The sequence below is a fragment of the Planosporangium thailandense genome (assembly GCF_011947195.1).
In the GTDB taxonomy this organism is placed as follows: Bacteria; Actinomycetota; Actinomycetes; order Mycobacteriales; family Micromonosporaceae; genus Planosporangium; species Planosporangium thailandense.
In genome coordinates, this window is the sequence record NZ_JAATVY010000006.1 from 118,059 (window position 1) to 142,027 (window position 23,969).

General features: G+C 71.5%; 16 protein-coding genes. 10 read left to right on the plus strand and 6 right to left on the minus strand.

Annotated elements, in window-relative coordinates:
- Positions 1 to 133 precede the first annotated feature (133 nt).
- Together HC031_RS11745 and HC031_RS11750 are read left to right on the plus strand one after the other, a co-directional pair.
- Complete coding sequence (locus HC031_RS11745) at positions 134 to 646, plus strand: PH domain-containing protein (RefSeq protein WP_338090606.1); 513 nt, start codon at positions 134 to 136, stop codon at positions 644 to 646.
- Positions 643 to 2,280 (plus strand): PH domain-containing protein, encoded by a 1,638-nt coding sequence (locus HC031_RS11750; protein WP_338090607.1) that lies wholly within the window; start codon positions 643 to 645, stop codon positions 2,278 to 2,280. The genes HC031_RS11745 and HC031_RS11750 overlap by 4 nt, the downstream gene beginning before the upstream one ends.
- A gap of 18 nt (positions 2,281 to 2,298) precedes the next feature.
- On the opposite strand, the gene HC031_RS11755 is transcribed toward HC031_RS11750, so the two are convergent.
- Both HC031_RS11755 and asnB read right to left on the minus strand, forming a co-directional pair.
- Complete coding sequence (locus HC031_RS11755) at positions 2,299 to 2,892, minus strand: pentapeptide repeat-containing protein (protein ID WP_420813628.1); 594 nt, start codon at positions 2,890 to 2,892, stop codon at positions 2,299 to 2,301.
- 83 nt (positions 2,893 to 2,975) lie between these two features.
- Positions 2,976 to 4,940 (minus strand): asparagine synthase (glutamine-hydrolyzing), encoded by a 1,965-nt coding sequence (gene asnB, locus HC031_RS11760; protein ID WP_167925279.1) that lies wholly within the window; start codon positions 4,938 to 4,940, stop codon positions 2,976 to 2,978.
- Positions 4,941 to 5,033: 93 nt separating this feature from the next.
- Between asnB and HC031_RS11765 the strand changes: the two genes are divergently transcribed.
- The 3 genes from HC031_RS11765 to HC031_RS11775 all read left to right on the plus strand — a co-directional run bounded on the left by HC031_RS11765 (position 5,034) and on the right by HC031_RS11775 (position 8,996).
- Positions 5,034 to 6,485 carry an aminopeptidase P family protein gene (locus HC031_RS11765; protein WP_167925280.1) on the plus strand — a complete coding sequence of 484 codons (1,452 nt, stop codon included), beginning with the start codon at positions 5,034 to 5,036 and terminating at the stop codon, positions 6,483 to 6,485.
- A gap of 130 nt (positions 6,486 to 6,615) precedes the next feature.
- Positions 6,616 to 7,191, plus strand: coding sequence for a LemA family protein (locus tag HC031_RS11770; RefSeq protein WP_167925281.1), 576 nt, complete (start codon positions 6,616 to 6,618; stop codon positions 7,189 to 7,191).
- 5 nt (positions 7,192 to 7,196) lie between these two features.
- Positions 7,197 to 8,996 (plus strand): DUF2207 family protein, encoded by a 1,800-nt coding sequence (locus tag HC031_RS11775; RefSeq protein ID WP_167925282.1) that lies wholly within the window; start codon positions 7,197 to 7,199, stop codon positions 8,994 to 8,996.
- 59 nt (positions 8,997 to 9,055) lie between these two features.
- On the opposite strand, the gene HC031_RS11780 is transcribed toward HC031_RS11775, so the two are convergent.
- Both HC031_RS11780 and pulA read right to left on the minus strand, forming a co-directional pair.
- Complete coding sequence (locus tag HC031_RS11780) at positions 9,056 to 10,075, minus strand: aldo/keto reductase (protein ID WP_167925283.1); 1,020 nt, start codon at positions 10,073 to 10,075, stop codon at positions 9,056 to 9,058.
- Positions 10,076 to 10,191: 116 nt separating this feature from the next.
- Positions 10,192 to 15,834, minus strand: a complete 5,643-nt coding sequence (pulA, locus tag HC031_RS11785) for a pullulanase-type alpha-1,6-glucosidase (protein WP_240942387.1) — start codon at positions 15,832 to 15,834, stop codon at positions 10,192 to 10,194.
- 237 nt (positions 15,835 to 16,071) lie between these two features.
- Between pulA and HC031_RS11790 the strand changes: the two genes are divergently transcribed.
- From HC031_RS11790 to HC031_RS11800, 3 genes are all read left to right on the plus strand, one after another.
- The gene (locus HC031_RS11790; protein WP_167925284.1) at positions 16,072 to 18,888 is read left to right on the plus strand and encodes an aconitate hydratase AcnA; all 2,817 of its coding nucleotides are present in this window, start codon (positions 16,072 to 16,074) and stop codon (positions 18,886 to 18,888) included.
- 110 nt (positions 18,889 to 18,998) lie between these two features.
- A complete protein-coding gene (locus HC031_RS11795; RefSeq protein ID WP_167925285.1) occupies positions 18,999 to 19,244 on the plus strand; it encodes a DUF2630 family protein in 246 nt (81 codons plus the stop codon).
- 122 nt (positions 19,245 to 19,366) lie between these two features.
- Positions 19,367 to 19,750: a VOC family protein gene (locus HC031_RS11800; RefSeq protein ID WP_338090608.1), complete on the plus strand. Its 384-nt coding sequence runs from the start codon at positions 19,367 to 19,369 to the stop codon at positions 19,748 to 19,750.
- 51 nt (positions 19,751 to 19,801) lie between these two features.
- Here the strand turns inward: HC031_RS11800 and HC031_RS11805 are convergent, their stop codons facing one another.
- Entirely contained in the window at positions 19,802 to 20,455 is a 654-nt protein-coding gene (locus tag HC031_RS11805) for an HAD-IA family hydrolase (protein ID WP_167925287.1), read from the minus strand.
- A gap of 144 nt (positions 20,456 to 20,599) precedes the next feature.
- Here HC031_RS11805 and HC031_RS11810 point away from each other — a divergent pair, with 144 nt between their 5' ends.
- Positions 20,600 to 21,199, plus strand: coding sequence for a TetR family transcriptional regulator (locus HC031_RS11810; protein ID WP_167925288.1), 600 nt, complete (start codon positions 20,600 to 20,602; stop codon positions 21,197 to 21,199).
- A 31-nt stretch (positions 21,200 to 21,230) separates the two neighbouring features.
- Positions 21,231 to 21,992 carry an SDR family oxidoreductase gene (locus HC031_RS11815; protein ID WP_167925289.1) on the plus strand — a complete coding sequence of 254 codons (762 nt, stop codon included), beginning with the start codon at positions 21,231 to 21,233 and terminating at the stop codon, positions 21,990 to 21,992.
- On the opposite strand, the gene HC031_RS11820 is transcribed toward HC031_RS11815, so the two are convergent.
- A complete protein-coding gene (locus HC031_RS11820; protein WP_205862644.1) occupies positions 21,989 to 23,923 on the minus strand; it encodes an ABC transporter ATP-binding protein in 1,935 nt (644 codons plus the stop codon). The genes HC031_RS11815 and HC031_RS11820 overlap by 4 nt on opposite strands.
- Positions 23,924 to 23,969 lie beyond the last annotated feature (46 nt).

A 23,969-nucleotide genomic window follows, 5' to 3' on the forward strand; every position in this document is an offset into this window, starting at 1 on the left:
CCACTCGCCTCCTCTCACCCGTGGTATTCCCGCCGCCGCGAAACCGCGAACATGCTAATCGATATCCATTGATCAACAGGGCATTCCGGGTGTCGCCCTGCCAGCCGTTGCCCGGACGTGCCATGGTCAGAATGTGCAGCACACTTCGACGGATCGCACCGAGCCGGTCACCCTGCGGCCACCGCGCAACAGGGTCAGCCGCAAGGCCATCTGGTACTGGACGGTGCGGGCCCTCGGCGGCTGGCTGATCCTGGCGGTGATCGAAGTGATCTGGCTGGTCCGCAGCCGGGCCTCCGGCGCTCCGCTGGCCGCCCTGCTCGTGACCGCCGCCCTCGCCGTGATCCACCTGGTCGTGATGCCGCGGTGGCGCTACCGGGTCCATCTCTGGGAGGCCACGCCGGAGGCCGTGTACACCCAGGCGGGCTGGTTCAACCAGGAGCGGCGGATCGCTCCCGTCTCCCGCATCCAGACCGTCGACAGCGAACGGGGCCCGTTGGAGCAGCTGTTCGGGCTGGCCAACGTCACGGTAACCACCGCGTCGGCGGCCGGCCCACTCAAAATCGACGGGCTCGACCACGCCACCGCGCAGCGACTCGTCGACGAGCTGACCACCAACACGCAGGCGACCAGGGGTGACGCGACGTGACATGGCACGGCGCGGGCGAGGATGCCGGCGGGACGTTGGCCGGGCCGCCGGTCCGGCCCGCCATCGACGTCGACCCGTCGTGGCGCCGGCTCAGCCGGCGGATGCTGCTGGTGCACCCGCTGCTGGAGCTGCCCCGTGCGCTGCCGGCGATCCTCGGCGTCTTCGTGGCCGGCAGTACCAGCGGGCACGACTGGTGGGGCCTGGTCAGCCTCGGCGCGGTCGTGGTCGGCGCCATGCTGCGCTGGTTCACCACCACCTACCGCATCACCCCCGACTACGTGCAGGTACGCCGTGGCCTGCTGCGGCGCCGGGAGCTGTCGGTCCCCCGCGACCGGGTCCGCACCGTCGACGTCACCGCGCACGCGGTGCACCGGGTCGTCGGGCTGACCCGGGTGACCGTCGGCACCGGCCGTTCCGACCGCACGGACGAAGGGGTACACCTCGACGGGCTGACCGCTACGGAGGCGGCGCGGCTGCGCGAGGAGCTGCTGCACCGCCGGCCCCGGCCGGCGAGCGGACCGGTGCCGGGGGCGGCCGGCGCGGAAGCCGTCGCCGCCGCGGAGGCCGGCGGCGGAACGGAGGTCGGCGCCGCAGCGGAAGCCGTCGCACAGGCGCCGCCGGACACGGAGGTCGCGCTGGCGACCCTGCGGCCGGGCTGGATCCGCTACGGCCCGTTCACGCTGTCGGGCTTCGTCGCGATCGGCGTGGTCGCGGCGTTCGTGTCCCGCGCGATCAACGAGACGCACGTCGACCCCACCCGGTACGGGCCGCTGCGCACGCTCGCCGGCCACCTGTCGCGCGTGCCGCTCGGCCTCGCGGTCACCGAGGTGCTCGGCGCCTGCCTGCTGGTGGTGGCCGCGGCGTCGACGGCCGGGTACGTACTCGCGTTCTGGGGTTTTCGATTGACCCGGCACAGCGCCGGCACGCTGCACATCACGCGGGGGCTCGTCACCGCGCGGGCCACGACGATCGAGGAGCGGCGGCTGCGAGGCGTGGAGGTCAGCGAGCCGCTGTTGCTGCGGGCGGCGGGCGGTGCCCGCTGTATCGCCATCGCCACCGGCCTGCGGGTCGGCCGCGGGGCGGAGCGGGGCGGAACCCTGCTGCTGCCGCCCGCCCCGCGTGCCGAGGCCGAGCGGGTGGCCGGCGAGGTCCTGCACGCCGCGGAGCCGGTGACCGCGCCGCTGACCGGGCACGGCCCGCGCGCCGGGCGCCGCCGGTACACTCGCGCGCTCGGCGCGGCGGCGCTCGCCGTGGCGGTGCCGGTCGCCGGGTCGTGGTGGGCCGCGTGGCCGGCGTGGACCTGGCAGGTCGCGCTGCTCGCGCTGCCGGTGGCCGGGCTCGTGGCGTACGACCGGACCGGCAGCCTCGGTCACGCGCTGGTCGGTGGCCGGCTGGTCACCCGGCAGGGTTCGCTGGTACGGCGCCGCTGCGCACTGGACTGCGACGGGATCATCGGCTGGAACGTCAGGCAGTCGTTCTTCCAGCGCCGGGCGGGCCTGGCGACGCTCACGGCGACCACCGCCGCCGGGCACCAGCGCTACGAGGTGCCCGATGTGGACGTACACGAGGCGCTGCGGCTGGCCGATCGGGCCACCCCCGGCCTGCTGACGCCCTTCCTGACGACCTCAGCATGATCGCGGGGCGCGTCGCCGTCAGCGGACCTGCACGCCGAGCGCCTGGGCGAGCACCACGGCCTGGGCCGCATCGATGATCGCGCCGGCCAGGCCGACCTCGCCGGGCTCGAACGCGGACAGGTCACTGCCCCGCAGGTCGCAGCGCCGGAAAGTGGCGCCGCGAAGCTGCGCGCCGGAGAGGTCCACGTTGGTGAAGGCGGCGTCCTCGCAGTTGGCGCCGGTGAGGTCGATCTCCCGCATGCGCGTCCCCTCAACCGTGGCATCGCGCAGGTCGGCGCCGGACAGCCCGACGAACGACCAGTCGCCGCCGATCACCCGCAGGGGGCGCAGCGCCGATTTGTGGAAGGTGCTGCCGGTCAGCTTGCAGCCGACGAACTCGGCGTCGAAGAGATTGCAGCGTTCGAAGGTGCAGCCGACGAACGCCGAGGAGGCGTGCCGGGAGGTGTTGAACCGCACGTCGACGAAGGCGCAGTCGGTGAAGACGACGCCCTGGGTCTGCGCTTCGGTCAGGTCAACCTGGGAGAACGTGCACCTGGTATAGGCGCGGTCGGCGAGCTCTTCGCCGTACCAGTCCTCGTCGTCGAACGACGCGTCCTCGATCAGTTCGGCCACGCCACCCCGCCCCTTCCCCATGATCGCGGAAACTTTTCCGTGTCCCGGCACAGAAGAGTTTCCGCGATCACGAGGGGAGACCACTAGCCGACGACCGAGCCGATCGCCGGCTTGGTCAGCAGCGCCGACTGGTTACGCGTGATGCCGGGGTCGAGCGAGCGCTCCACGAAGATCGCGTGCCAGATGCAGAACACCAGCACCGTCCAGACCTTGCGCGAGTTGTCCGCCTTGCCCTGCTGGTGGTCGTCGAGCAGCTGCACCGCGTACTTGAGGTCCAGCAGGTGGTCCGCGCCCGAGCGGAGGAAGATCTCGCGCGCCCACTCGTACATCTCGCCGCGCAGCCACACCCGGGTCGGCGTGGGGAAGCCGAGTTTCTTGCGGTTGACGATGGCCGGCGGCACCACCCCTTCGAGGGCCCGGCGCATGGCGTACTTGGTCTCGTTGGTCTTCGGCGGCAGCTTCAGGTCGACCGGTACGGTCGCCGCGACGTCGAAGACCTCCTTGTCCAGGAACGGCACCCGCAGCTCCAGCGAGTGGGCCATCGACATCCGGTCGGCCTTGACCAGGATGTCGCCGCGCAGCCAGGTGTACAGGTCGACGTACTGCATCGTGGTGACCTCGTCGAGGCCCATGGCGGCGGCCTCGGCGTAGATCGGCGCGGTGACGTCGGTGTACCGCACGCTCCCGTCGTACCGGCGCATCAGGCGCGCCTTCTCCTCCTCGGTGAACATCCGCGCGTTGCCGTAGTAGCGCTCCTCGATCGGCGTGGTGCCGCGCTCCAGGAAGCTCTTGCCCTTCACGCCCTCCGGGATCACCTTCGACACCGCCCGCAGCCCCTTCTGGAGCGGGTCGGGCAGCCCGTTGATCGCGGCGAGCGACAGCGGTTCCCGGTAGATCGTGTACCCGCCGAAGAACTCGTCGGCGCCCTCGCCGGAGAGCACGACCGTGACGTGCTCGGCGGCCTTCTTGGCCACGAAGTACAGCGGGACGAGCGCCGGGTCGGCCACCGGGTCGTCCAGGTGCCAGATGATCTTCGGCAGGGCGTCCATCATGTCCTGCGGGCCCATGAGCGTCGGAATCGTGGTGACCCCGAGGTGGCGTGCGGAGTCCTGCGCGACGTCGATCTCGGAGTAGCCGTTGACGTCGGTGCCGACGGTGAAGGTCAGGATGTTCGGGTTGAACTCACGGGCCAACGCCACCACCGCGGTGGAGTCGATGCCGCTGGACAGGAACGCGCCGACCGGCACGTCGGAGCGCATGTGTACCCGCACGCTCTCGCGCAGCGTCTCCCGGATCCGGTCGTAGAGCGCCTGCGGGCTGCTGGTCGGGGTCGGGCGGAACGTGGGCTGGTAGTAGCGGTGCGTGGTGAGCTTCTCACCCGGGGCGTAGACGAACGACTCGCCCGAGCCGATCCGGCCGATCCCCTTGTGCAGGCTGCCCGGCTCGGGCACGTACTGCAGCGTCAGGTAGTGCGACAGGTTGGCTGCGTCGACGCCGGCGTCGCCGGCCGAGGCGGCCTCCGCGAACGGCAGCAGCGACTTCTTCTCGCTGGCGAAGTAGATGCCCTCGGACGTGGCCAGGTGGAAGAAGGGCTTGATACCGAACGGGTCACGGGCGCCGAACGCCCGGCGCGCGGCCCGGTCCCAGATCACGAACGCGAACATGCCGCGCAGCCGGCTCACCGCCGCCGGGCCCCAGTGGTGGTACGCCGCGACGATCACCTCGGTGTCCCCGGTGGTGGCGAACTCGGCGCCGTGCTCGCGGATGAGCTCCTCGCGCAGCTCCAGGTAGTTGTAGATCTCGCCGTTGAACGTGATGACGTACCGGTTGGCCTCCGGTCCGGTCGGCGGGTACGCCAGGGGCTGGTGACTGTGTTCCACGTCGATGATCGACAGCCGCTTGAAGCCGAACACCACGTCGTCGTCGACGACGTTGACGCCGGTCTCGTCCGGACCTCGATGGTGGATGCTCTCGAGCGCCTCCGCGACGCCATCCTGACAGGTCGACGCGCGACCGTGAGCGCTGACAAAGGTGAGCAGACCGCACATGGCCGTTATCTTGTCACGCCTGCGCACCGTCTTCTTGTCACGCCTACGCGTACCGTCCCACGGGACGGACCCGGGCGGAGGTACCGTCAGAGCATGAACGAGCAGGCCGAACAGCGCCCCGAGGGCACGCAGTCGCACGATCCGGAGTTCCCCCAGCGTTTCGTGGAGTTCATGCGGACCGGCTGGCGCGACACCGCCCTCGACGTGTCGGCACGCCCCCAGGCGCCGCAGCACGCCAAGCGCCGGGCGGCGCTGGCCGCGGCGTTCCCGGGTGAGACGCTGGTCATCCCGTCCGGCCGGGCCAAGACACGCGCCAACGACACCGAGCACCCGTTCCGCCCCGGCAGCGACCACGTCTGGCTGACCGGTGAGCACGACCCGGACGCGGTGCTCATCATCCGCCCGGGCGGCGACGAGACGCTGTACATCCGGCCCCGTTCGCCCCGCGACACCGACGAGTTCTTCCGCGACCGCATGTACGGCGAGCTGTGGATCGGTCGCCGGCACACGCTCGCGGAGAAGTCGGCCGAGCTGGGCGTCGACACCGCGCACCTGGCGACGCTGCCGGCCGCGCTCGACGAGCTGGCGCCGGGCCGCACCCGGGTGCTGCGCGGCTACGACCCGGTGGTGGACGCCGCCGTCCGGGTCACCGACGACGGCTCCCGTGACGCCGAGCTGGCCCGCGTCCTCTCCGAGCTGCGGCTGGTCAAGGACGAGTGGGAGATCGCCCAGCTGCAGGACGCGATCGACGCGACCGTGCGCGGGTTCGAGGACGTCGCGCGGATCCTGCCGGCCGACCGGCCGGTCAGCGAGCGGCTGCTCGAGGGCGTGTTCGGGCTGCGCGCCCGCCACGACGGCAACGACGTCGGGTACGGCTCGATCGTCGGCAACGGCCCGCACGGGGCGATCCTGCACTGGACCCGCAACGACGGCCGCACCGCGCCCGGCGACCTGCTGCTGATGGACATGGGCGTGGAGAACGTCAACCTGTACACCGCCGACGTGACCCGTACGCTGCCTGTGAACGGCCGGTTCACGCCGCTGCAGCGGCAGGTCTACGACATCGTGTACCGCTCGCAGCAGGCCGGCATCGATTTCATCAGGCCCGGCGTGAAGTACGACGACATCCACCAGACCTGCATGCGGGCGCTCGCCGAGGGCCTCGCCGACCTCGGGGTGCTGCCGGTGAGTGTGGACGAGGCGATGAGCCCGGACTCGACGCTGTACCGGCGCTGGACGCTGCACGGCTTCGGCCACATGCTGGGCCTCGACGTGCACGACTGCGCCCACGCCCGCAGCGAGCGCTACCGCAAGGGCAGCCTGGAAGAGGGGCACGTGCTGACCGTCGAGCCGGGCCTGTACTTCCAGCCCGAGGACGAGCTCGTCCCGGCGGAGCTGCGCGGCATCGGCATCCGGATCGAGGACGACGTGCTGGTGACGGCGGCGGGCGCGCGCAACCTGTCGGCCGGCCTGCCGCGTACGTCCGACGAGGTGGAGGCGTGGCTGGCGGCTCAGCGCGAAGCGGGCCCACGGCTGCCCGGCTGACCTGCTGATCGACGAAGGCGTCGGCGGACCCGCCGGCGCCTCCGTCGGATCTTGGACAAAGTGCTGCCGATCGATGCGTCCCAGGGGACCATCGGGCGCGGGAATCGCCGTCGCGTCGAAAGGTCCCGCCATGGGCTCCCGTCCCCCGCTGGTCGTCGTGTTCGGCGTCCTCGTCGTCGGACTGCTCCTCCTGGTGATCGGCTGGTCGATCGCCGCGTACAACCGGCTCGTGCGGCTGCGCACCCGGGCGACGGCGTCGTGGGCGCAGATCGACGTGCAGCTCAAGCGCCGCCACTCGCTGATCCCCAACCTCGTGGAGACCGTCAAGGGCTACGCCGCGCACGAGCGCGGCACCCTCGAAGCCGTCGTGACCGCACGCGGCGCGGCGGCCTCCGCGCACGGCCCGGCCCCGCAGGCGGCCGCCGAGGGCGCGCTGACGCAGGCGCTCGGCCGGCTGTTCGCCCTGGCCGAGGCGTACCCGGAGCTCAAAGCCGACGAGAACTTCCGCGCGCTGCAGGCCACGCTGGGCGACACCGAGGACAAGATCGCGTACGCCCGGCAGTTCTACAACAACGCGGTCCAGATCTACAACGGGGCTGTCTGGTCCATCCCGACGAACCTCGTCGCCGGCGTCGCCGGGTTCCGGCCGGAGCCGTACTTCGAGGCGGCCGGTGAAGAGCGCCAGGACGTCCAGGTCCGGTTCTGAACGGGATGGTCGTCGCGCTGATCGTCGGGGGCGGCGCGCTCGCCGGCTGGTTCGCCGTCTTCGCCAGCTGCCTCGTCCTGACCCGGCCGCGCCCGGTCCCGGCGGCCCCGCCGACGCAGGAGTTCGGTGGCGCCGAGCCGCCCGCCGTGGTGAGCCTGCTCGCCAACCGGTGGGAGGTCACCGCCGACGCGGCCGAGTCGACCCTGCTCGACCTGGCCGCGCGCCGGCTCGTCGAACTGCGCCAGCCGGTCGACGACCCGGCGCAGACCACGGTCCACGTCCGGAACACCGGAGACGACGACCTGACCGCGTACGAGCGGCGGGTGCTCGACCGGGTGCGTGGCCTCGCCGTCGACGGCGTGGTGCCGCTGACGGCGCTGACCTTCCGCGCTGAGGCCGAGGCGAAGAGCTGGGCGAAGCGGCTGCGCGCCGACGTGGTCGCGGACGCCCGGGCGCGCGGGCTGTCCCGGCGGCGGTTCTCCCCCGCGATCCTGGCACTGCTCCTGGCCGGCGCCGCCGTCACGGCCGTCGCCGTCTTCGTGGCGGCGCTGATCGGCGCACGTCACACCGGCCCGCACACCACCCGGAACGAGGCGTTCGACGCCGCGCTGGGCACGTTCTTCGGGCTGTGCGTGCTCGCGGGAACCGTCCGCGGCGAGCGCGACACGGCGGCCGGCCACGCGGCCGCCACCCGCTGGCTGGGCCTTCGCGCCTACCTGCGCGGAGACGAGGCCTTCGCCAACCTGCCACCGGCCGCGGTGGCGGTCTGGGACCGGTACCTGTCGTACGGCGCCGCGCTGGGCACGACCCGGATGTGCAGCGCCGTGATCGACCTCGGCTTGGGCGACCGCAGGCGGGTGTGGTCGTCGTACGGCGGTACGTGGCACCGCGTCCGCGTCCGGTATCCGGTGTTCTGGGCCCGCTACGGCAGCAGGGCCGCCCCCTTGCTCATCCGGGCGCTCGCGGGGCTGGTGGTCGGGTACGCCCTGCTGCGGTACCGGCACCCGATGGTCGACGGGCTGCCCGTCCGGTGGCGCGGACCGACCGGACTCGTTATGACGCTGCTCGGAGCGGCCGTGGCGGCGCGTGCCGGGTACCGGCTGGTCCGGGCGGTCGCGGACCTCGCCTGGCCGGTGACGGTCACCGGCGAGGTGCTGTGGACCGAGCCGTGGCGCGTCACCCGGGGCGGTGACAACCGGCCGTCCACACCGTGGCTGTACTACCTCGCCGTCGACGACGGGACGGACGACCGGACGACCGCGTGGGCCCTGCCCGCCGCGCGGTACGACCGCTGCGCGGTCGGTGACGTGGTCCGGCTGACGGCCCGGCGGTGGACCCGCCGCGTCGTCGACCTGACCGTGGTCGCGCATCGGACCGGGGACGTCGCGGCCGACCCGGGCGCCGGCGACGCCCCGGTCCCGCCGTCGGCGGTCGGAACGCCTGACCTGACGACCGGCCGGCTCCTGTCCGCCAACGACGTCGCCGGCGCCATCGGCCTTCCGGTGGTCGTCCGGGACGCCGGTGGCACGGTCGCGGGCGTGCTGTCGGCGCAGACGTTCACCACCGGCGATGCGCGGCCGGCCGTCTACCTGGCGCGCACGCACGGGCTCGCCGGCCGGCTCGCGATGCGCGCCCGTACGCGCGGCGCGCCGCTGCCCGGGGTCGGCGACGAGGCGTACGCCGGCGACGGGTGGGCCGTGGCCCGCCGCGGCGACGACGTGGTGATGGTGCGACTGCAGGGCGCGGCGGCCGGCGCCGACCCGGGCTGGCTGCTCGCGACGGCCGTCAGCCGGCTGGCCGAGTAACCCTTCGGAGATCCTGGACGCCTGACGGTGCCACAGGCCCGCCAGGCGTCCAGGATCCGCTAGGGAAGGCGGCGGTCGCGCTGCTCGACGCCCGGGGCCCCGTACGGGTAGTCGGACACCAGCGGCGCGCTCGCCTCGTCGAGGAGGCGGGTCTCCTCGGCGGTCAGGTGCAGCCCGGCGGCGGACAGGTTGTCGTCGAGCTGTTCGAGGGTGCGCGCGCCGAGGATCACCGACGTCACGCCCGCCCGGTCGACCAGCCAGGCGATGGCGACGACAGCGGTGGACACGCCGCGACCGTCGGCCACCGCGCGCACCGCGTCGAGGACCTGCCAGGTGCGCTCGTTGTTGCGCCGCTCGTACGCCTCGACGCCCCGCTGCGGGTTCTCCCCCAGCCGGGTCGCGCCGGTGGGCGCCTGGTCGCGCCGGTACTTTCCGGTCAGCCACCCGCCGGCAAGCGGCGACCAGGGCAGGATCCCGATGTTCTCGTTGCGGCAGACGTCGGTCAGCTCGAACTCGATGTCGCGGGCCAGCAGGTTGTACTGCGGCTGCAGGGTCACGATCGGCGCCAGCCCGAGGTGCCGGGTGAGCAGCGCCGCCTTCTGCAGCTGCCAGCCGGTGAAGTTGCTGACGCCGGCGTACCGGATCTTACCCGCGCGTACGGCGTCGTCGAAGAACCGCAGCGTCTCCTCGATCGGGGTGAGCGGGTCCCACGCGTGTGCCTGGTAGAGGTCGACGTAGTCGGTGCCGAGCCGCCGCAGGCTGGCGTCCAGGGCCCGGGACAGGTGCCCGCGGGACAGTCCGGCGTCGTTGGGCCCGTCACCCATCGGGAAGCGCCCCTTGGTGGCGATGACGACGCGGTCGCGCGCGCCCGGCCGGTCGTGCAGCCACCGGCCGACGATCTCCTCGGCCGCGCCGCGGGTGTACACGTCGGCGGTGTCGATGAGGTTGCCGCCCCGCTCGACGAACCGGTCGAGCTGCGCGTACGCGGTCTTCTCGTCGCTTTCGGCACCGAACGTCATCGTGCCCAGCGACAGCGTCGACACCAGCGTGCCGGTCCCGCCGAGGGTGCGGTACTCCATGGTCTCCTCCGTGTGGCGCATCGGTTGCCGTTGACCTCCGACGCTACAACGCGATGATCCTGAAGGGTTTTCCGTGTCGGCACACGGAAAACCCTTCAGGATCATGGAAGCGGTCGTCACGACTGGACGAACACCGCCACCGTACGGCCGGGCACGGTCAGCGCGCCGGTCGCGGCGTCGAAGCCGGACTGTTTGACCACCGGGTCACTCCCGGCCGCCTGGATCGGGTGCAGCGCCACCGTGGCGCCCCGCAGCCCGGCCAGGGTCTGGGTGACCGTCCCGGGGGTCGCGTTGAAGACGACGGTGATCGACTTCCAGTGCGGGTCACCGGTCACCGTCATCGTGATGACCCCCGGCGTCTCCCCGGCGCCCGACAGCGGGAACGACACGTGCCGCTGCACGTCGGCCGCGGTGGCGAAGCCGAACGCGGGCGAGCTGTCGCGGATGCGCAGCAGGTCGGCGTAGCCGTTGCTGGTCGCGTCGACGGCCGCACAGTCGGGCACCAGCTTCGGGTCGGCCAGGAGCGGCTTCGCGTACGGCCACTTGCCCTTGTTGTCGGCGGCCTGCGGCAGGCCGCGCCCGAAGCCGTTGCCGGCGTGGCAGTCCCAGGACATCGCGTTGAACCAGTCCCCTGAGTTGAACGAGTTGCCGTCCAGGGACTTGGAGCGCAGCCGGTCGGAGCCGGCCGCGCTGAACCCGACGCCCTGACCGAGGATCGTGGTCGACAGCGCGAGCACCTGCATGCGCGCCCGGTCCGTCGCCGACGTGCGCTGCGGGAGCTTGTAGGCGAGGGCGTCGTACAGGATCTCGTTGTCGTGCGCGTCGACGTACGTGATCGCCTCGCGCGGCGACGCGGTGTACCCGGCCGGGGCGCCGTTGTAGTCGACCTGCGCGCCCGTCACTTCCTTTCCGGACGAGTCGACAAATCGGTAACCAGCCAGGTTGCCGGTCAGCCCGACCTTGATGAGGTCCTGGTAGTGCAGCAGCCGGGCCTTCTGGTCGGCGGTCGAGCCGTTGACGGGGTCGCCGTTGGGGTCGGTGTACAGACCCGACGCGAAGCCCTGGATGCGCGGGTCGGCGTCGAACGGGCCGCCGCCGCGTACGGCGTCGCGCAGCCGGTCGTTGAAGGTGCCGATCCCGGTACCGGCCAGGTTGGCCTGCGTGGCCTGTGTGAACCGGGCGTTGTCAGCGACCTCGCCGAAGTTCCAGCCCTCGCCGTACACGTAGATCTTCTTGCCGTCGACGCCGTCGCGGGCGAGCGTGAGCTTGTCGAGCGCCGCGCGTACGGCCAGGATGTTGTCCTTCGGGTGGTGGCCCATGAGGTCGAACCGGAAGCCGTCCACCTTGTACTGTCTGGCCCAGGTGACGACGGAGTCGACCACGAGCTTGCCCATCATGGCGTGCTCGGGCGCGGTGTTGGCGCAGCAGGTCGAGTTGGCCACCGTGCCGTCGTCGAGCAGCCGCTGGTAGTAGCCGGGCACGATCTGGTCGAGCACGGAGAACTTGTCGGTGCCGGCGGCGTCCGTGTGGTTGTAGACCACGTCCATGACCACCCGCAGTCCGGCGTTGTTCAAGCCCGCCACCATCTGCCGGAACTCGGTGATCCGCCGGTCCGGGTCGACCGCGTACGAGCCCTCCGGCGCGGTGTAGTGCAGCGGGTCGTAGCCCCAGTTGTAGCCGTCGGAGTTCGCCACCGCCGCGATGCACGCCTGCTGTTGGTCGCTGTCGGGCGCCATCTTCGCCAGGTCGCACGCCGGGGTCTGCTGGTCGGCGCGCCGCTCCGGCACGGACGCGAAGTCGAAGACCGGAAGCAGGTGTACGTGGGTGAGCCCGGCCTTCGCCTGGTCGCGCAGGTGGGTCATGCCGGCCGAGTTCGCGTCGGTGAACGCCAGGTAGGTGCCCCGGTGGGCGGCCGGCACGCTGTCGTCGGAGCTGGAGAAGTCGCGGACCGACAGCTCCTGGATCTGGATCTTCGACGGGTCGACGCCGGGCTTGCGCAGTCCGGACCAGCCGGCCGGCGCGAGCGACCGGTCGTTCAGGTCGGTGGCGCGGCTGAAGGTCGAGTCGACCGACAGGTCAACCGAGTACGGGTCGGTGACGCTGGCGGTCACCACCTTCTGCGCGGCCGGCTGCCAGGCGGTCACCCGGTACCGGTAGTACCTGCCCTTCCAGGCGCCGGAGGCCGACCACACGCCGGTGGTGTCGTCGCGGCGCATCGGCACCAGCGTCGGGCTGGCCGTCGGCGCGTCGGCCAGTTCGAGGGAGACGGTCTGCGCGGTCGGCGCCCACACGCTCAGCGTCACCCGATTGCCGGCGAACACCGGTCCGAGCGTCGCCCTGGTCGCCGCCGCGTACAGGTCGTCGAGTACGCCGGGAAGCTGCACCCCGGTGGCCGCCAGCACCTTGCCGTCGGCGTCCCGCTCGTAGGCGACGACCTGACCGCGCAGCGCGTCGCGCACCTTGCCCCGGTCGGCCGGGTCGACGGTGAACGCCTGGTAGTCCCACAGGTTCGGGTACTTCTGGCGCTGCGCCTCGGTCAGCACGCCCGCGTGCAGACGGATGGTCTGGCCGCCCGCCCGCAGGTCGAACGTACGGCCGTCGGTGGGCCCGGGCTTCCACAGCACCGTGTCGCGGTCGATCCACTGGGCCTTCGCCTTCGTGATGTCGGTGTCGGGTGCCGACGGGGCCGCCATGGGCAACAGATAGCGCGGTTGGGCGGCCAGGAGCCAGACCTCGTTGCCCGTCTTCACCAGATCGAGCGACTGGTCGGCCGGCAGGTCCTTGCTATCTCCATCGTGGATGATGTAGCTGAGGCTCTTCGCGCCGTCGGCGAGCGGGACCCGGAACACGTCGCCGTAGGCGTCCTGCCCGGCGGGCGGCAACGGCGCGCCCCAGTCGGTCGGTTTCGCGGCGCCGGCCCACACGTGCATGCCCCAGCCGGTGTAGTCGCCCGCCGGCCGCCGGTAGTGCAGCACGGCGGAGTGCTCGGCGGCGGCCCGGTTCGGGTACACGGTCTGGTCGCCGGAGCGGACCCAGGCGTCCCCCGCCGCGGCCGGCAGCACCGACCGGTCCGCCCCCGGATCGTTGGTGGCGCCGTTGTGCACGGTGAACGTGACCGGCTTGGTGGGGTCCCCGACGGGGACGTTCCAGTAGACGCCGTAGCTGTCAGTGCCGTCGGGCTGCCGGTCGGCGCCTGAGACGCTCAGGCTCCAACCGGTGTACGCACCGTCCGGGCGGTTGTAGTGCACGGCCACGGTCTTCGTGGCCGCCGCATCGGACGGGTACACCGTAGCGTCGCCCTGTCTGAGCCAGATCTCGCCGGTCTGGCTCGGATCGACGCTGCGGTCGCTCGCGACGTCTTTCACGCCGTTCGCGTCGACGACGAGGAAGCCGACGTTGCGCGCGCCGGGCTTGAGCTTCACCCAGGCGAAGCGACCGTACGCGTCCTCGCCCGTGAACGGCTGCCCGGCCGGCCAGGTGGTCACCGAGGACGGGTCGACGTCACCCCAGACGTACAGGCCCCAGGGCGCGTAGTCGCCGGCGGGCCGCTGGTAGTGCACCACCAGGTAGTCGCGGTCGGTCGCGGCCGGCGGGGTGCCGACGTAGGCGGTCGTGGTCGCGGTCGCGGTGTGGCCGGCGCCGTCGCGGACCACCGCCTTGTACCGCAGTCGCGTGTTCCCTTCCAGCCCCGTCAGGTCGTGGTAGACAGCGTACGGGGCGTGGGTCGCGGTGCCGAGCAGTTGCCAGGGCCCGTTGCCCACCTGCACCGCCACGGAGACGGACGCGAGCGGGTCGCCGGCGACGTCGGCGACGACCCGGGTGCGGGTGGGCACCTTCTGGCCGGCCGCCGGGGTGGTGATCGTGATCTTCGGTGCGCCGGACGGCTTGGGCAGGGCCTTGCGGGCCTTGTACACCACCGCCGACAGCGGCGGGACGGTGACGGTCAGCTTGCCGTCCTTCGCGCTCGCCACCGACCGGCCGGTACTCGGGTAGATGGACGCAAAGCTGCCCCCGTAGGTACCGAACGTCGCCGTCTGCGCCGTGGTGGCGTTGTTGACCGCCACCACGTACTCGACACGCTGGGCCGGGTCGATCCGGGAGAAGGCGAACACGCCCGGCCCGTCGGCGGCGTACCGGGTGACCTGGACGCCGTCGCGCAGCGCCGGGTTGGCCTGCCGGAGCGCCCCGAGCTGGGCGATCGTGCGGTACAGCGGGTGGTTCGGGTCGTACTGGTCGACCGCGTGCGTACGGTCGGTGCCGAGCAGCGGATCGGTCAGGTAGCTGGGCACCAGGCTTCCGAACATGTCCTGCCGGGCGTCCTTGTCGCCGCCCGGTCCGGTGAAGCCCTGCTCGTCGCCGGAGTAGACGATCGGCTGGCCACGGGTCAGGAACATCAGCTGGTGGGCCAGGATGTCCTTGTCGAGCTGGGTGGTGGCGTCACCGCCGGCGGCCCGGACGAACGAGCCGATGCGGCCCATGTCGTGGTTGCCGAGGAAGGTCGGCAACCGGCGGGCGTCGGTGCCGCTGGTGGTGTACAGGTCGTCGCTGGCGTAGAGCGCGGCGAGCTCGCCCGCCGAGCCGCCACGGGCGGCGTAGTCGCTGGCCGCGGCCTGGAACGGGAAGTCCAGCGTGGCCGGCAGGCGGCCCTGCCGGACGTACGTGGAGTCGACCTCGGGGTCGCCGCTGTAGACCTCACCGAACATGAAGAAGTTGGGCTTGCCGGCCTTGCGCGCGGCCTGCTCGACCCCGGCGGCGAACTGCGGCCAGAACGGCAGGTCGACGTTCTTGACGGTGTCGATGCGGTACCCGTCGATCCCGGCCCGGCCGATCCAGCTCGCGTAGATGTCGGTCATCCCCCGCACCACGTCGGGCCGTTCGGTCCACAGATCGTCGAGGCCGACGAAGTCGCCGTAGGTGGCGTTCTCGCCGGCGTAGGTGGAGTTGCCCCGATTGTGGTACATGGTCGGGTCGTTGAGCCAGGCGGGCTTCTTGACCGTGGCGTCCGCCGGGGTGGGGAACGTCGGCTGGTACGGGAACGAGTTGACGTTGACCTTCGGGAAGCCGTGGGTGCCGTCGGCGTAGTTGGCGTCGTCGAACGGGTGGCCGCTGGCGTCCTTGTAAGGCGCATCCGCCTTGCCGACGTACTCGCTGCCGGACCGGATCACGTCGGCGGTGTGGTTGGTGATGATGTCGAGGTAGACCTTCATGCCCTTCCTGTGGGCTGCCTTGACCAGGTTGTCGAGGTCGGCCTCGGTGCCGAAGTGCGGATCGACCCGCGTGAAGTCGGTGATCCAGTAGCCGTGGTAGCCGGCGGACACGTCGCTGCCGTTGGCCTGCACCGGCTTGTTCTTGAAGATCGGCGCGAGCCAGATCGCGGTGGTGCCCAGGCCCTTGATGTAGTCGAGCTTGTCGGTGACGCCCTTGAGGTCGCCGCCGTGGTAAAAGCCCTTGTCGGTCGGGTCGTACCCGGTGGCCAGCCGGTCGCCGGTGAGCCCCCCGCGGTCGTTGGCCGTGTCGCCGTTGGCGAAGCGGTCGGGCAGCGCGAAGTAGAACTGCTCGGCGTGGGACCGCGAGCCGTCGGCCGCGTCAGCCAGCGACGCGGCCGACGGCTCGCGGTCCCAGGTCGGCGCGCCGGAGATGGTTCCGGATGCGGAGACCGGTCGTTCCGGAAGGTTGACGACCGCGGCCGACGCGGTGGCGGTCATGGCGAGGCCCAGCACGCAGCCGAGCGCGACGGTCACAGATCGACGAATCTTCATAGTGGCCATCCTCGATGGGGGGGTGGCCGAAACGTATCGGTAACCGAAAATTTCAGCAAGACCTTGCAAGAAACCCATCGACCGAAGGTGTGACGATCATCTGCTTGCTCAACTTAACAAGACGGACGTACGGTTTTCTTGGACGGTCGCGATGGGCACCCACCCACCCGCCGCAGCCGACCGAGCCCGACTGCGGGAGACTGCTAGCCGACCAACCAATGACGCGAGGAGTACTACGTGGCCAGCCTCGACTCGTTTGGCGCCCGGAGCCAGCTGGGCGTCGGTGACGCCAGCTACGAGATCTACAAGATCAGCCAGGTGGAGGGCTCGGCGCGACTGCCGTACAGCCTGAAGATCCTCCTGGAGAACCTGCTGCGCACCGAGGACGGCGCCAACATCACCGCCGATCACATCCGGGCGCTCGGCTCCTGGGACCCGAACGCCGACCCCAGCGTGGAGATCCAGTTCACCCCGGCCCGGGTGCTCATGCAGGACTTCACCGGCGTCCCCTGCGTCGTCGACCTCGCCACGATGCGGGAGGCCGTCCGCGACCTCGGCGGCGACCCCGGGAAGGTCAACCCGCTCGCCCCGGCCGAGCTGGTCATCGACCACTCCGTCATCGCCGACCTGTTCGGCCGCGAGGACGCCTTCGTCCGCAACGTCGACCTGGAGTACCAGCGCAACCAGGAGCGCTACCAGTTCCTGCGGTGGGGCCAGACCGCGTTCAACGAGTTCAAGGTCGTCCCGCCGGGCACCGGCATCGTGCACCAGGTCAACATCGAGTACCTGGCCCGCACGATCATGACCCGCAACGGCGTGGCCTACCCGGACACCGTCGTGGGCACCGACTCGCACACGACCATGGTCAACGGCCTGGGCGTCCTCGGCTGGGGCGTGGGCGGCATCGAGGCCGAGGCCGCGATGCTCGGCCAGCCGGTGAGCATGCTCATCCCCCGGGTCGTCGGCTTCAAGCTCAGCGGCGAGCTGCCCGAGGGCACGACCGCGACCGACCTCGTGCTCACGATCACCGAGATGCTGCGCCAGCACGGCGTGGTCGGCAAGTTCGTCGAGTTCTACGGCCCCGGCGTGGCCGCCGTACCGCTGGCCAACCGGGCCACCATCGGCAACATGAGCCCCGAGTACGGCTCGACCGTCGCGATCTTCCCGATCGACGACGAGACCGTGCGCTACCTGCGCCTGACCGGCCGCTCGCCCGAGCAGCTCGCGCTGGTCGAGGCGTACGCCAAGGAGCAGGGCCTCTGGCACGACCCGAACGCCGAGCCGGAGTACTCCGAGCGGCTGGAGCTGGACCTGTCGACCGTCGAGCCGTCCCTCGCCGGCCCGAAGCGCCCGCAGGACCGGGTGCCGCTGCTGTCGGCGAAGACCCTCTTCCGGGCCGCGCTCAAGGACTACGTGAAGGCGCCGGTGCCCGGGCCCGTCGAGGCCGCGCAGAACGGCGTCGCGGGCAAGGCCGACGAGGCGAGCGCGGAGTCGTTCCCGGCCAGCGACTCGCCGGCCGTCGGCACGGTGACGGACCCGGCCGACGCCCCGCATGACCTCATCTCGGCCGCGGTCGGCGCCGCCGGCCGGCCGAGCAAACCGGTGACGGTGACGCTCGCCGACGGCGCGAAGTTCGAGCTGGACCACGGCGCGGTCGTGATCGCCGCGATCACCTCCTGCACCAACACCTCCAACCCGCAGGTGATGCTCGGCGCCGCGCTGCTGGCGAAGAAGGCCGTCGACCGGGGGCTGGCGCGCAAGCCGTGGGTGAAGACCACCCTGGCGCCGGGCTCCAAGGTCGTCATGGACTACTACGAGCGTGCCGGCCTCACGCCCTACCTGGAGAAGCTCGGCTTCAACCTGGTCGGGTACGGCTGCACCACCTGCATCGGCAACTCGGGCCCGCTGCAGGACGAGATCAGCGCCGCCATCAACGACAACGACCTGACCGCGGTCAGCGTGCTGTCCGGCAACCGCAACTTCGAGGGCCGGATCAACCCCGACGTCAAGATGAACTACCTGGCCTCACCGCCGCTTGTCGTCGCGTACGCCCTGGCGGGCACGATGGACATCGACCTGGCCAACGAGCCGCTGGGCACCGGCGGCGACGGCGAGCCGGTGTACCTGCGCGACATCTGGCCGACCGCGCAGGAGGTCGAGGAGGTCATGGCCTCGGCGATCGCGAGCGAGATGTTCTCGCGCGACTACGCCGACGTGTTCGCCGGCGACGAGCGCTGGCAGTCGCTGCCCACGCCGACCGGGAACACGTTCGACTGGGCGCCCGACTCGACGTACGTGCGCAAGCCCCCGTACTTCGAGGGCATGGCGGCCGAGCCGGCCCCGGTGTCGGACATCAACGGCGCCCGGGTGCTCGCCAAGCTCGGCGACTCGGTCACCACCGACCACATCTCACCGGCCGGGTCGATCAAGCCCGACTCGCCGGCCGGTCGGTACCTGTCCGAGCACGGCGTCGAGCGGCGCGACTTCAACTCGTACGGCTCCCGTCGGGGCAACCACGAGGTGATGATCCGGGGCACGTTCGCCAACATCCGGCTGCGCAACCAGCTGGTGCCCGGCGTGGAAGGCGGGTTCACCGTCAACCACCTCACCGGCGAGCAGACCACCATCTACGACGCCTCGGTGGCATACGCCGACGCCGGCGTGCCGCTGGTGATCCTGGCCGGCAAGGAGTACGGCTCGGGCTCGTCGCGGGACTGGGCCGCCAAGGGCACGATGCTGCTCGGCGTGAGGGCGGTCATCGCCGAGAGCTACGAGCGCATCCACCGCTCCAACCTCATCGGCATGGGCGTCCTGCCGCTGCAGTTCCCGGCCAGCGAGAACGCCGAGTCGCTGGGCCTGACCGGCGCCGAGACGTTCACGATCACCGGGATCGAGGCGCTCAACGCCGGCACCACGCCGCGGGCGGTCACCGTCAGCACCGACACCGGCGTCCAGTTCGACGCCGTGGTGCGCATCGACACCCCCGGTGAGGCCGACTACTACCGGCATGGCGGCATCCTGCAGTACGTGCTGCGCCGCATGCTGGCCAGCTGACCGGTCCACCGACCGACCCGACAGGTGCCCCTGTCGCCGCCTCGAAGGCGGTGGCAGGGGCACCTGCGCATCCGGGTTGCCCGCCACGACGGTGGGTAAGCCTGACGGACATGGACGAGAAGATGATCCTCGGGCACATCCACGAGCTCATCGACGAGGAGCACCGGCTGCGGTCCCGGGTGCAGAGCGGGGAGCTGTCCTCGGACGAGGAGCAGGCCCGGCTGCGCCAGGTCGAGAAGTCACTCGACCAGCTGTGGGACCTGCTGCGCCGCCGCCGTACGGCTCCGGAGCGGGACGAGGACCCCAACGCCGTCGCTCCGCGCCCGGTCGAGGAGGTCGAAGAGTACCTCCAGTAACCGCGTACCGTGCCGGGGCCTGCCCGCCCCGCGCGCCGCCTGATCGGGCCGCTCGATAACCAGCAAAATCCCTTTGCCGGTGTGCAACAATGACGCGTCACCCCCGGACCGAGGAGGAGCGCGTGAGCTCTGCCATCGCAAGCATCACGGTCGACTGTGCCCGGCCCCACGAACTCGCGCGGTTCTGGAGCGAGGTCGTCGGCTGGCCGATCGACCCCGATGTCAAGCCCGACGCCGACGAGGCCTGGCTGCGGGCGCCCGACGGCCACCCGATCCTGCTGTTCATCCGCGTGCCTGAGGGCAAGGCCGTCAAGAACCGGCTGCACCTCGACCTGCGCCCGCAGGACCGCACCCGCGATGGCGAGGTGGAGCGGCTCCTCGCGCTCGGCGCCCGGCAGGTGGACGACCGGCGCACCTCCGACGGCAAGGGCTGGGTGGTGCTCACCGACCCCGAGGGCAACGAGTTCTGCGTCGAGCGCAGCGCGGCCGAGCGGGCCGACGACTGAGACAGGCGGGCCGACGACTGAGCCGAGCGCGCCGACGACTGAGCAGCCCGCTCACACGCCGTCGACGCCGAGCACGAGGGCCAGCGCCTCGAGCACGGAGTCGACGACACGGGTGGGCGCGAACCTCGGCTCCTGCCAGGTCCGACCCCGGCGCAGCCAGATACTCGGCGCGCCGATCGCGTCCGCGCCGCCGATGTCGGCCTCGGGCGCGTCGCCGATGACCCACGCCTCGCGCAGCCGGACGCGGGCCCGCTCCGCGGCGATCGCGAAGATCCGGGGGTTCGGCTTGCGGCACCCGGCCTCGTCGGAGATGACCCACGCGGCCAGGTAGCGGTCCAGACCGGTACGGCGCAGCTTCTCCTCCTGCATCCGGGTCTCGCCGTTGGTCACCACCACCGGCACCCAGCCGGAGTCCTCGGCGATGCCGAGCGCGCAGGCGATCAGAGGGTCGAGGCGCAGCCGTTCGAGCAGGCCCTCGCGCACGATCTCCACGAGGTCGAGGGCTGGTATGCGCAGCCGGTACCGGTCCTCGATCGCGTCGGCGAGATCCCAGGTCGGCGTCATGCCGTCAGCGTCTACCGAGAGCAACCAGTCCAGGTCGTAGTCAGGTGCTCCGATTTGTTCGAGAAAGTCCCGCCCCCACGCGCGAAATGCCCCTTCGCGGTCGATCAGCGTGTTGTCGAGGCTGATTAGCAACAGGGGCACGCCGGGACCCTACGTGACTTTGTCGGCTTGCGGACACCCCTCTTTGCCGGGAGGCGGCTGACGTGCCCGCGAACCGGACAGAGGTGGGCATGATCATCCCTTCCGAAATTGCGGGAGACCGGCCCGGACTGTCACGATCGACTCGTGCCCAGGGTAAGCCAGGATCAACTCGACGCGCGCCGCCGCGAAATCCTCGCCGGCGCGCGGACCTGCTTCGCCCGACACGGGTACGAGGGCGCCACCGTACGCCGGCTCGAAGACGAGATCGGCCTGTCCCGCGGCGCCATCTTCCACCACTTCCGCGACAAGGAGTCGCTGTTCCTGGCGGTCGCGGAGGACGACGCGGCCACGATGGTCGCCACCGTCGCCGAGCACGGCCTCGTCCAGGTCATGCGCGACCTGCTCGCCAGAGCGGCCGAGCCCGCCGTGGAGGCGACCGCCGAGCCGGAGGTGGCCGGCTGGCTCGGCACCCAGCTCGAGGTGTCCCGCCGGCTGCGCACCGATCCCGAGTTCGCCAAGCGGTGGGCGGCGCGCTCGGAAGCCATCGCGGCGGCCACCCGGGAACGCCTGATCCGCCAGCGCGAAGCCGGCGTGCTGCGCGCGGACGTACCCGTCGACGTGCTCGCCCAGTTCCTCGAACTCGCCTACGACGGTCTGGTGCTCCACCTGGCCACCGGCCGGCCCGCCGACGAGCTCGAGGCCGTCCTGGACCTGGTGGAGGAGACCGTCCGACACCTGCGCTGAACCCGCGTTTCCTGCTGAGGAGTTTGTGAGAATGGACCTTGGACTGGCCGACCGGGTCTACGTACTGACCGGTGCCTCCCGCGGTCTCGGCTTCGCCACCGCGCAGTGTCTGGTCGCCGACGGCGCCCGGGTGGTCATCTCCTCCCGCGACGCCGAACGCGTCGCCACGGCTGTCGAGAAGCTGGGTGGTACCGACGCCGCCGCCGGCCTGGCGGCCGACCTCGCCGCCCCGGACACGCCCGACCGGCTCGTGGACCTGGCGTACGAGCGGTTCGGCCGCCTCGACGGCGCGCTCATCTCGGTCGGCGGCCCACCGCAGGGGACGGCGCTGCACGTCAGCGACGAACAGTGGCTGGAGTCGTTCCGGACGGTCTTCCTCGGTGCGGTCCGCACCGCCCGGACCGTCGCCGCCCGCCTCGGCGAGGGCGGCGCCATCGGGTTCGTGCTCTCCACCTCGGTCCGCCAGCCGATACCCAACCTCGGCATCTCCAACGGCCTGCGGCCGGGCCTCGCCGGCGTCGCCAGGGACATGGCCGACGAGCTCGGCCCGCGCGCAATCCGGGTGGTGAGCCTGCTGCCGGGTCGGATCCTTACCGACCGCAACAAGGAGCTGTTCGCCGGGGCCGACGATCCCCAGAAAGCTCAGGCCGAGGCGGCCGGGCAGATCCCGCTGCGCCGGCTCGCCGAACCCGAGGAGTTCGGGCGGGTCGCGGCGTTCGTGCTCTCCCCCGCCGCGAGCTACCTCACCGGTGTGGCGGTACCCGTCGACGGCGGCTCGATCCGCGCCTACTAGTCAACCAGCTCCGCCCCCGGCGCCGTCGTCACCGGCTCCGCCTCGCCGAACGGGCGGGGCGAGTCGGCGACCGCGAACTGGGTGCGATACAGCTCGGCGTACAGGCCGCCCGCGGCCACCAGATCGTCGTGGGTGCCCCGCTCGACGATGCGCCCCTTGTCGAGGACGAGGATCTGGTCGGCGTCGCGGACCGTCGACAGCCGATGCGCGATGACCAGGGCCGTCCGGCCGGTCAGCGCCGCGCTGAGCGCCCGCTGCACGGCCGCCTCGGACTCGGAGTCCAGATGCGCGGTCGCCTCGTCCAGGATCACGATCGAGGGGGCCTTCAGCAGGATCCGGGCGATCGCGATGCGCTGCTTCTCGCCGCCGGAGAACCGGTAGCCCCGCTCCCCCACCACGGTGTCCAACCCGTCCGGCAGCTCCCGGACCAGATCGCCGACCTGGGCCCGGTCCAGCGCGGCCCACAGCTCCTCGTCGGTCGCGTCCGGCCGGGCGTACCGCAGGTTCTCGGCGATCGTCTCGTGGAACAGGTGCGAGTCCTGCGTGACGACCCCGATCGTGTCGCGCAGCGACGCCAGCGTCGTGTCCCGCACGTCGACGCCGCCGACGAGCACGCTGCCGTCCGTCACGTCGTACACCCGCGGCAGCAGCATCGCCGTGGTCGACTTGCCCGCCCCGGACGGGCCGACCAGCGCCACCATCTGACCCGGCTCGACCGTGAACGACACGCCGCGCAGCACCGGCTCGCTCGCGGTCCGGTCGAGCATGGCGACGTCTTCGAGGGAGGCCAGCGACACCTCCGACGCGCTCGGGTACCGGAAGTGCACGTCGCGGAACTCCACCCGGCCGGCGCCCCGCGGGACCGGGCGCGCGTCCGGCACCTCCCGGATGGCCGGCTCCAGGTCGAGCACCTCGAAGACCCGCTCGAACGACACCAGCGCGCTCATCACGTCTACACGCACGTTCGACAGCGCCGTCAGCGGCCCGTAGAGCCGGGTCAGCAGCAGCGCGAGGCTCACCACCGTGCCCGGCAGGATCAGGCCGCGCACCGCGTACCAGCCGCCCAGACCGTACGTGAGCGCCTGCGCCAGCGAGGCGACCAGCAGCATCGCGACGAAGAACGTCCGGCTGTACATGGCCGACTCGATGCCGATGTCGCGCACGCGGGTGGCGCGGTCGGCGAAGCGCGCCGCCTCGACGTCCGGCCGGCCGAACAGCTTCACCAGCAGCGCGCCCGCCACTCCGAACCGCTCCGTCATCGTCGCGTTCATCTTCGCGTCGAGCTGGTAGGACTCCCGGGTGATGTCGGCCAGCCGACGTCCGATGCGCCGCGCCGGCAGGACGAACACCGGCAGCAGCACCAGCGACAGCACCGTGATCTGCCACGAAAGGGTGAACATGACGGCGGCGGTGAGCACCAGTTGGATCACGTTGCTCACCACGCCGGACAGGGTCGACGTGAACGCCCGCTGCGCGCCCAGCACGTCGTTGTTGAGCCGGCTCACGAGAGCGCCGGTCTGGGTGCGGGTGAAGAACTGCAACGGCATCCGCTGCACGTGGTCGTACACCTGGGTGCGCAGGTTGAGGATGATGCCCTCGCCGATGCGGGCCGAGTACCACCGCTGGGCCAGCGACAACAGCGCGTCGGCGATCGCCAGTCCGGCGATGACCACAGCGGTGAGCACCACCGCCCGCACCGCGGCGTGACCGCCGTGCGAGATCTCGTTGACCACCCGACCGGCGAGCACCGGGGTGGCGACCCCGATGATCGCGTCGAGGACGACGGTGACGAGGAACACGGTGATGTCGCGCCGGTAGGGCCGGGCGAACGCGAAGACGCGCCGGGCCGTCTGCCGCCCCACCTTGCGACCTGACAGGTCGTTGCCGCGCCGCATCGAGCGCAACATCTCCCAGCCGGCCATGCCACCCATCGGGCCTGTCACCGCACACCTCCGCGTCGCGTCCGCGCAACAGTGT

Excerpts from the sequence above, each read along its gene's own strand:
- HC031_RS11780 (WP_167925283.1), bottom strand. The coding sequence starts at position 10,075 with ATGGAGTACCGCACCCTCGGCGGGACCGGCACGCTGGTGTCGACGCTG.
- HC031_RS11820 (WP_205862644.1), bottom strand. The coding sequence starts at position 23,923 with ATGGGTGGCATGGCCGGCTGGGAGATGTTGCGCTCGATGCGGCGCGGC.
- HC031_RS11770 (WP_167925281.1), top strand. The coding sequence starts at position 6,616 with ATGGGCTCCCGTCCCCCGCTGGTCGTCGTGTTCGGCGTCCTCGTCGTC.
- HC031_RS11775 (WP_167925282.1), top strand. The coding sequence starts at position 7,197 with ATGGTCGTCGCGCTGATCGTCGGGGGCGGCGCGCTCGCCGGCTGGTTC.
- HC031_RS11765 (WP_167925280.1), top strand. The coding sequence starts at position 5,034 with ATGAACGAGCAGGCCGAACAGCGCCCCGAGGGCACGCAGTCGCACGAT.
- pulA (WP_240942387.1), bottom strand. The coding sequence starts at position 15,834 with ATGAAGATTCGTCGATCTGTGACCGTCGCGCTCGGCTGCGTGCTGGGC.
- asnB (WP_167925279.1), bottom strand. The coding sequence starts at position 4,940 with ATGTGCGGTCTGCTCACCTTTGTCAGCGCTCACGGTCGCGCGTCGACC.
- HC031_RS11795 (WP_167925285.1), top strand. The coding sequence starts at position 18,999 with ATGGACGAGAAGATGATCCTCGGGCACATCCACGAGCTCATCGACGAG.
- HC031_RS11815 (WP_167925289.1), top strand. The coding sequence starts at position 21,231 with ATGGACCTTGGACTGGCCGACCGGGTCTACGTACTGACCGGTGCCTCC.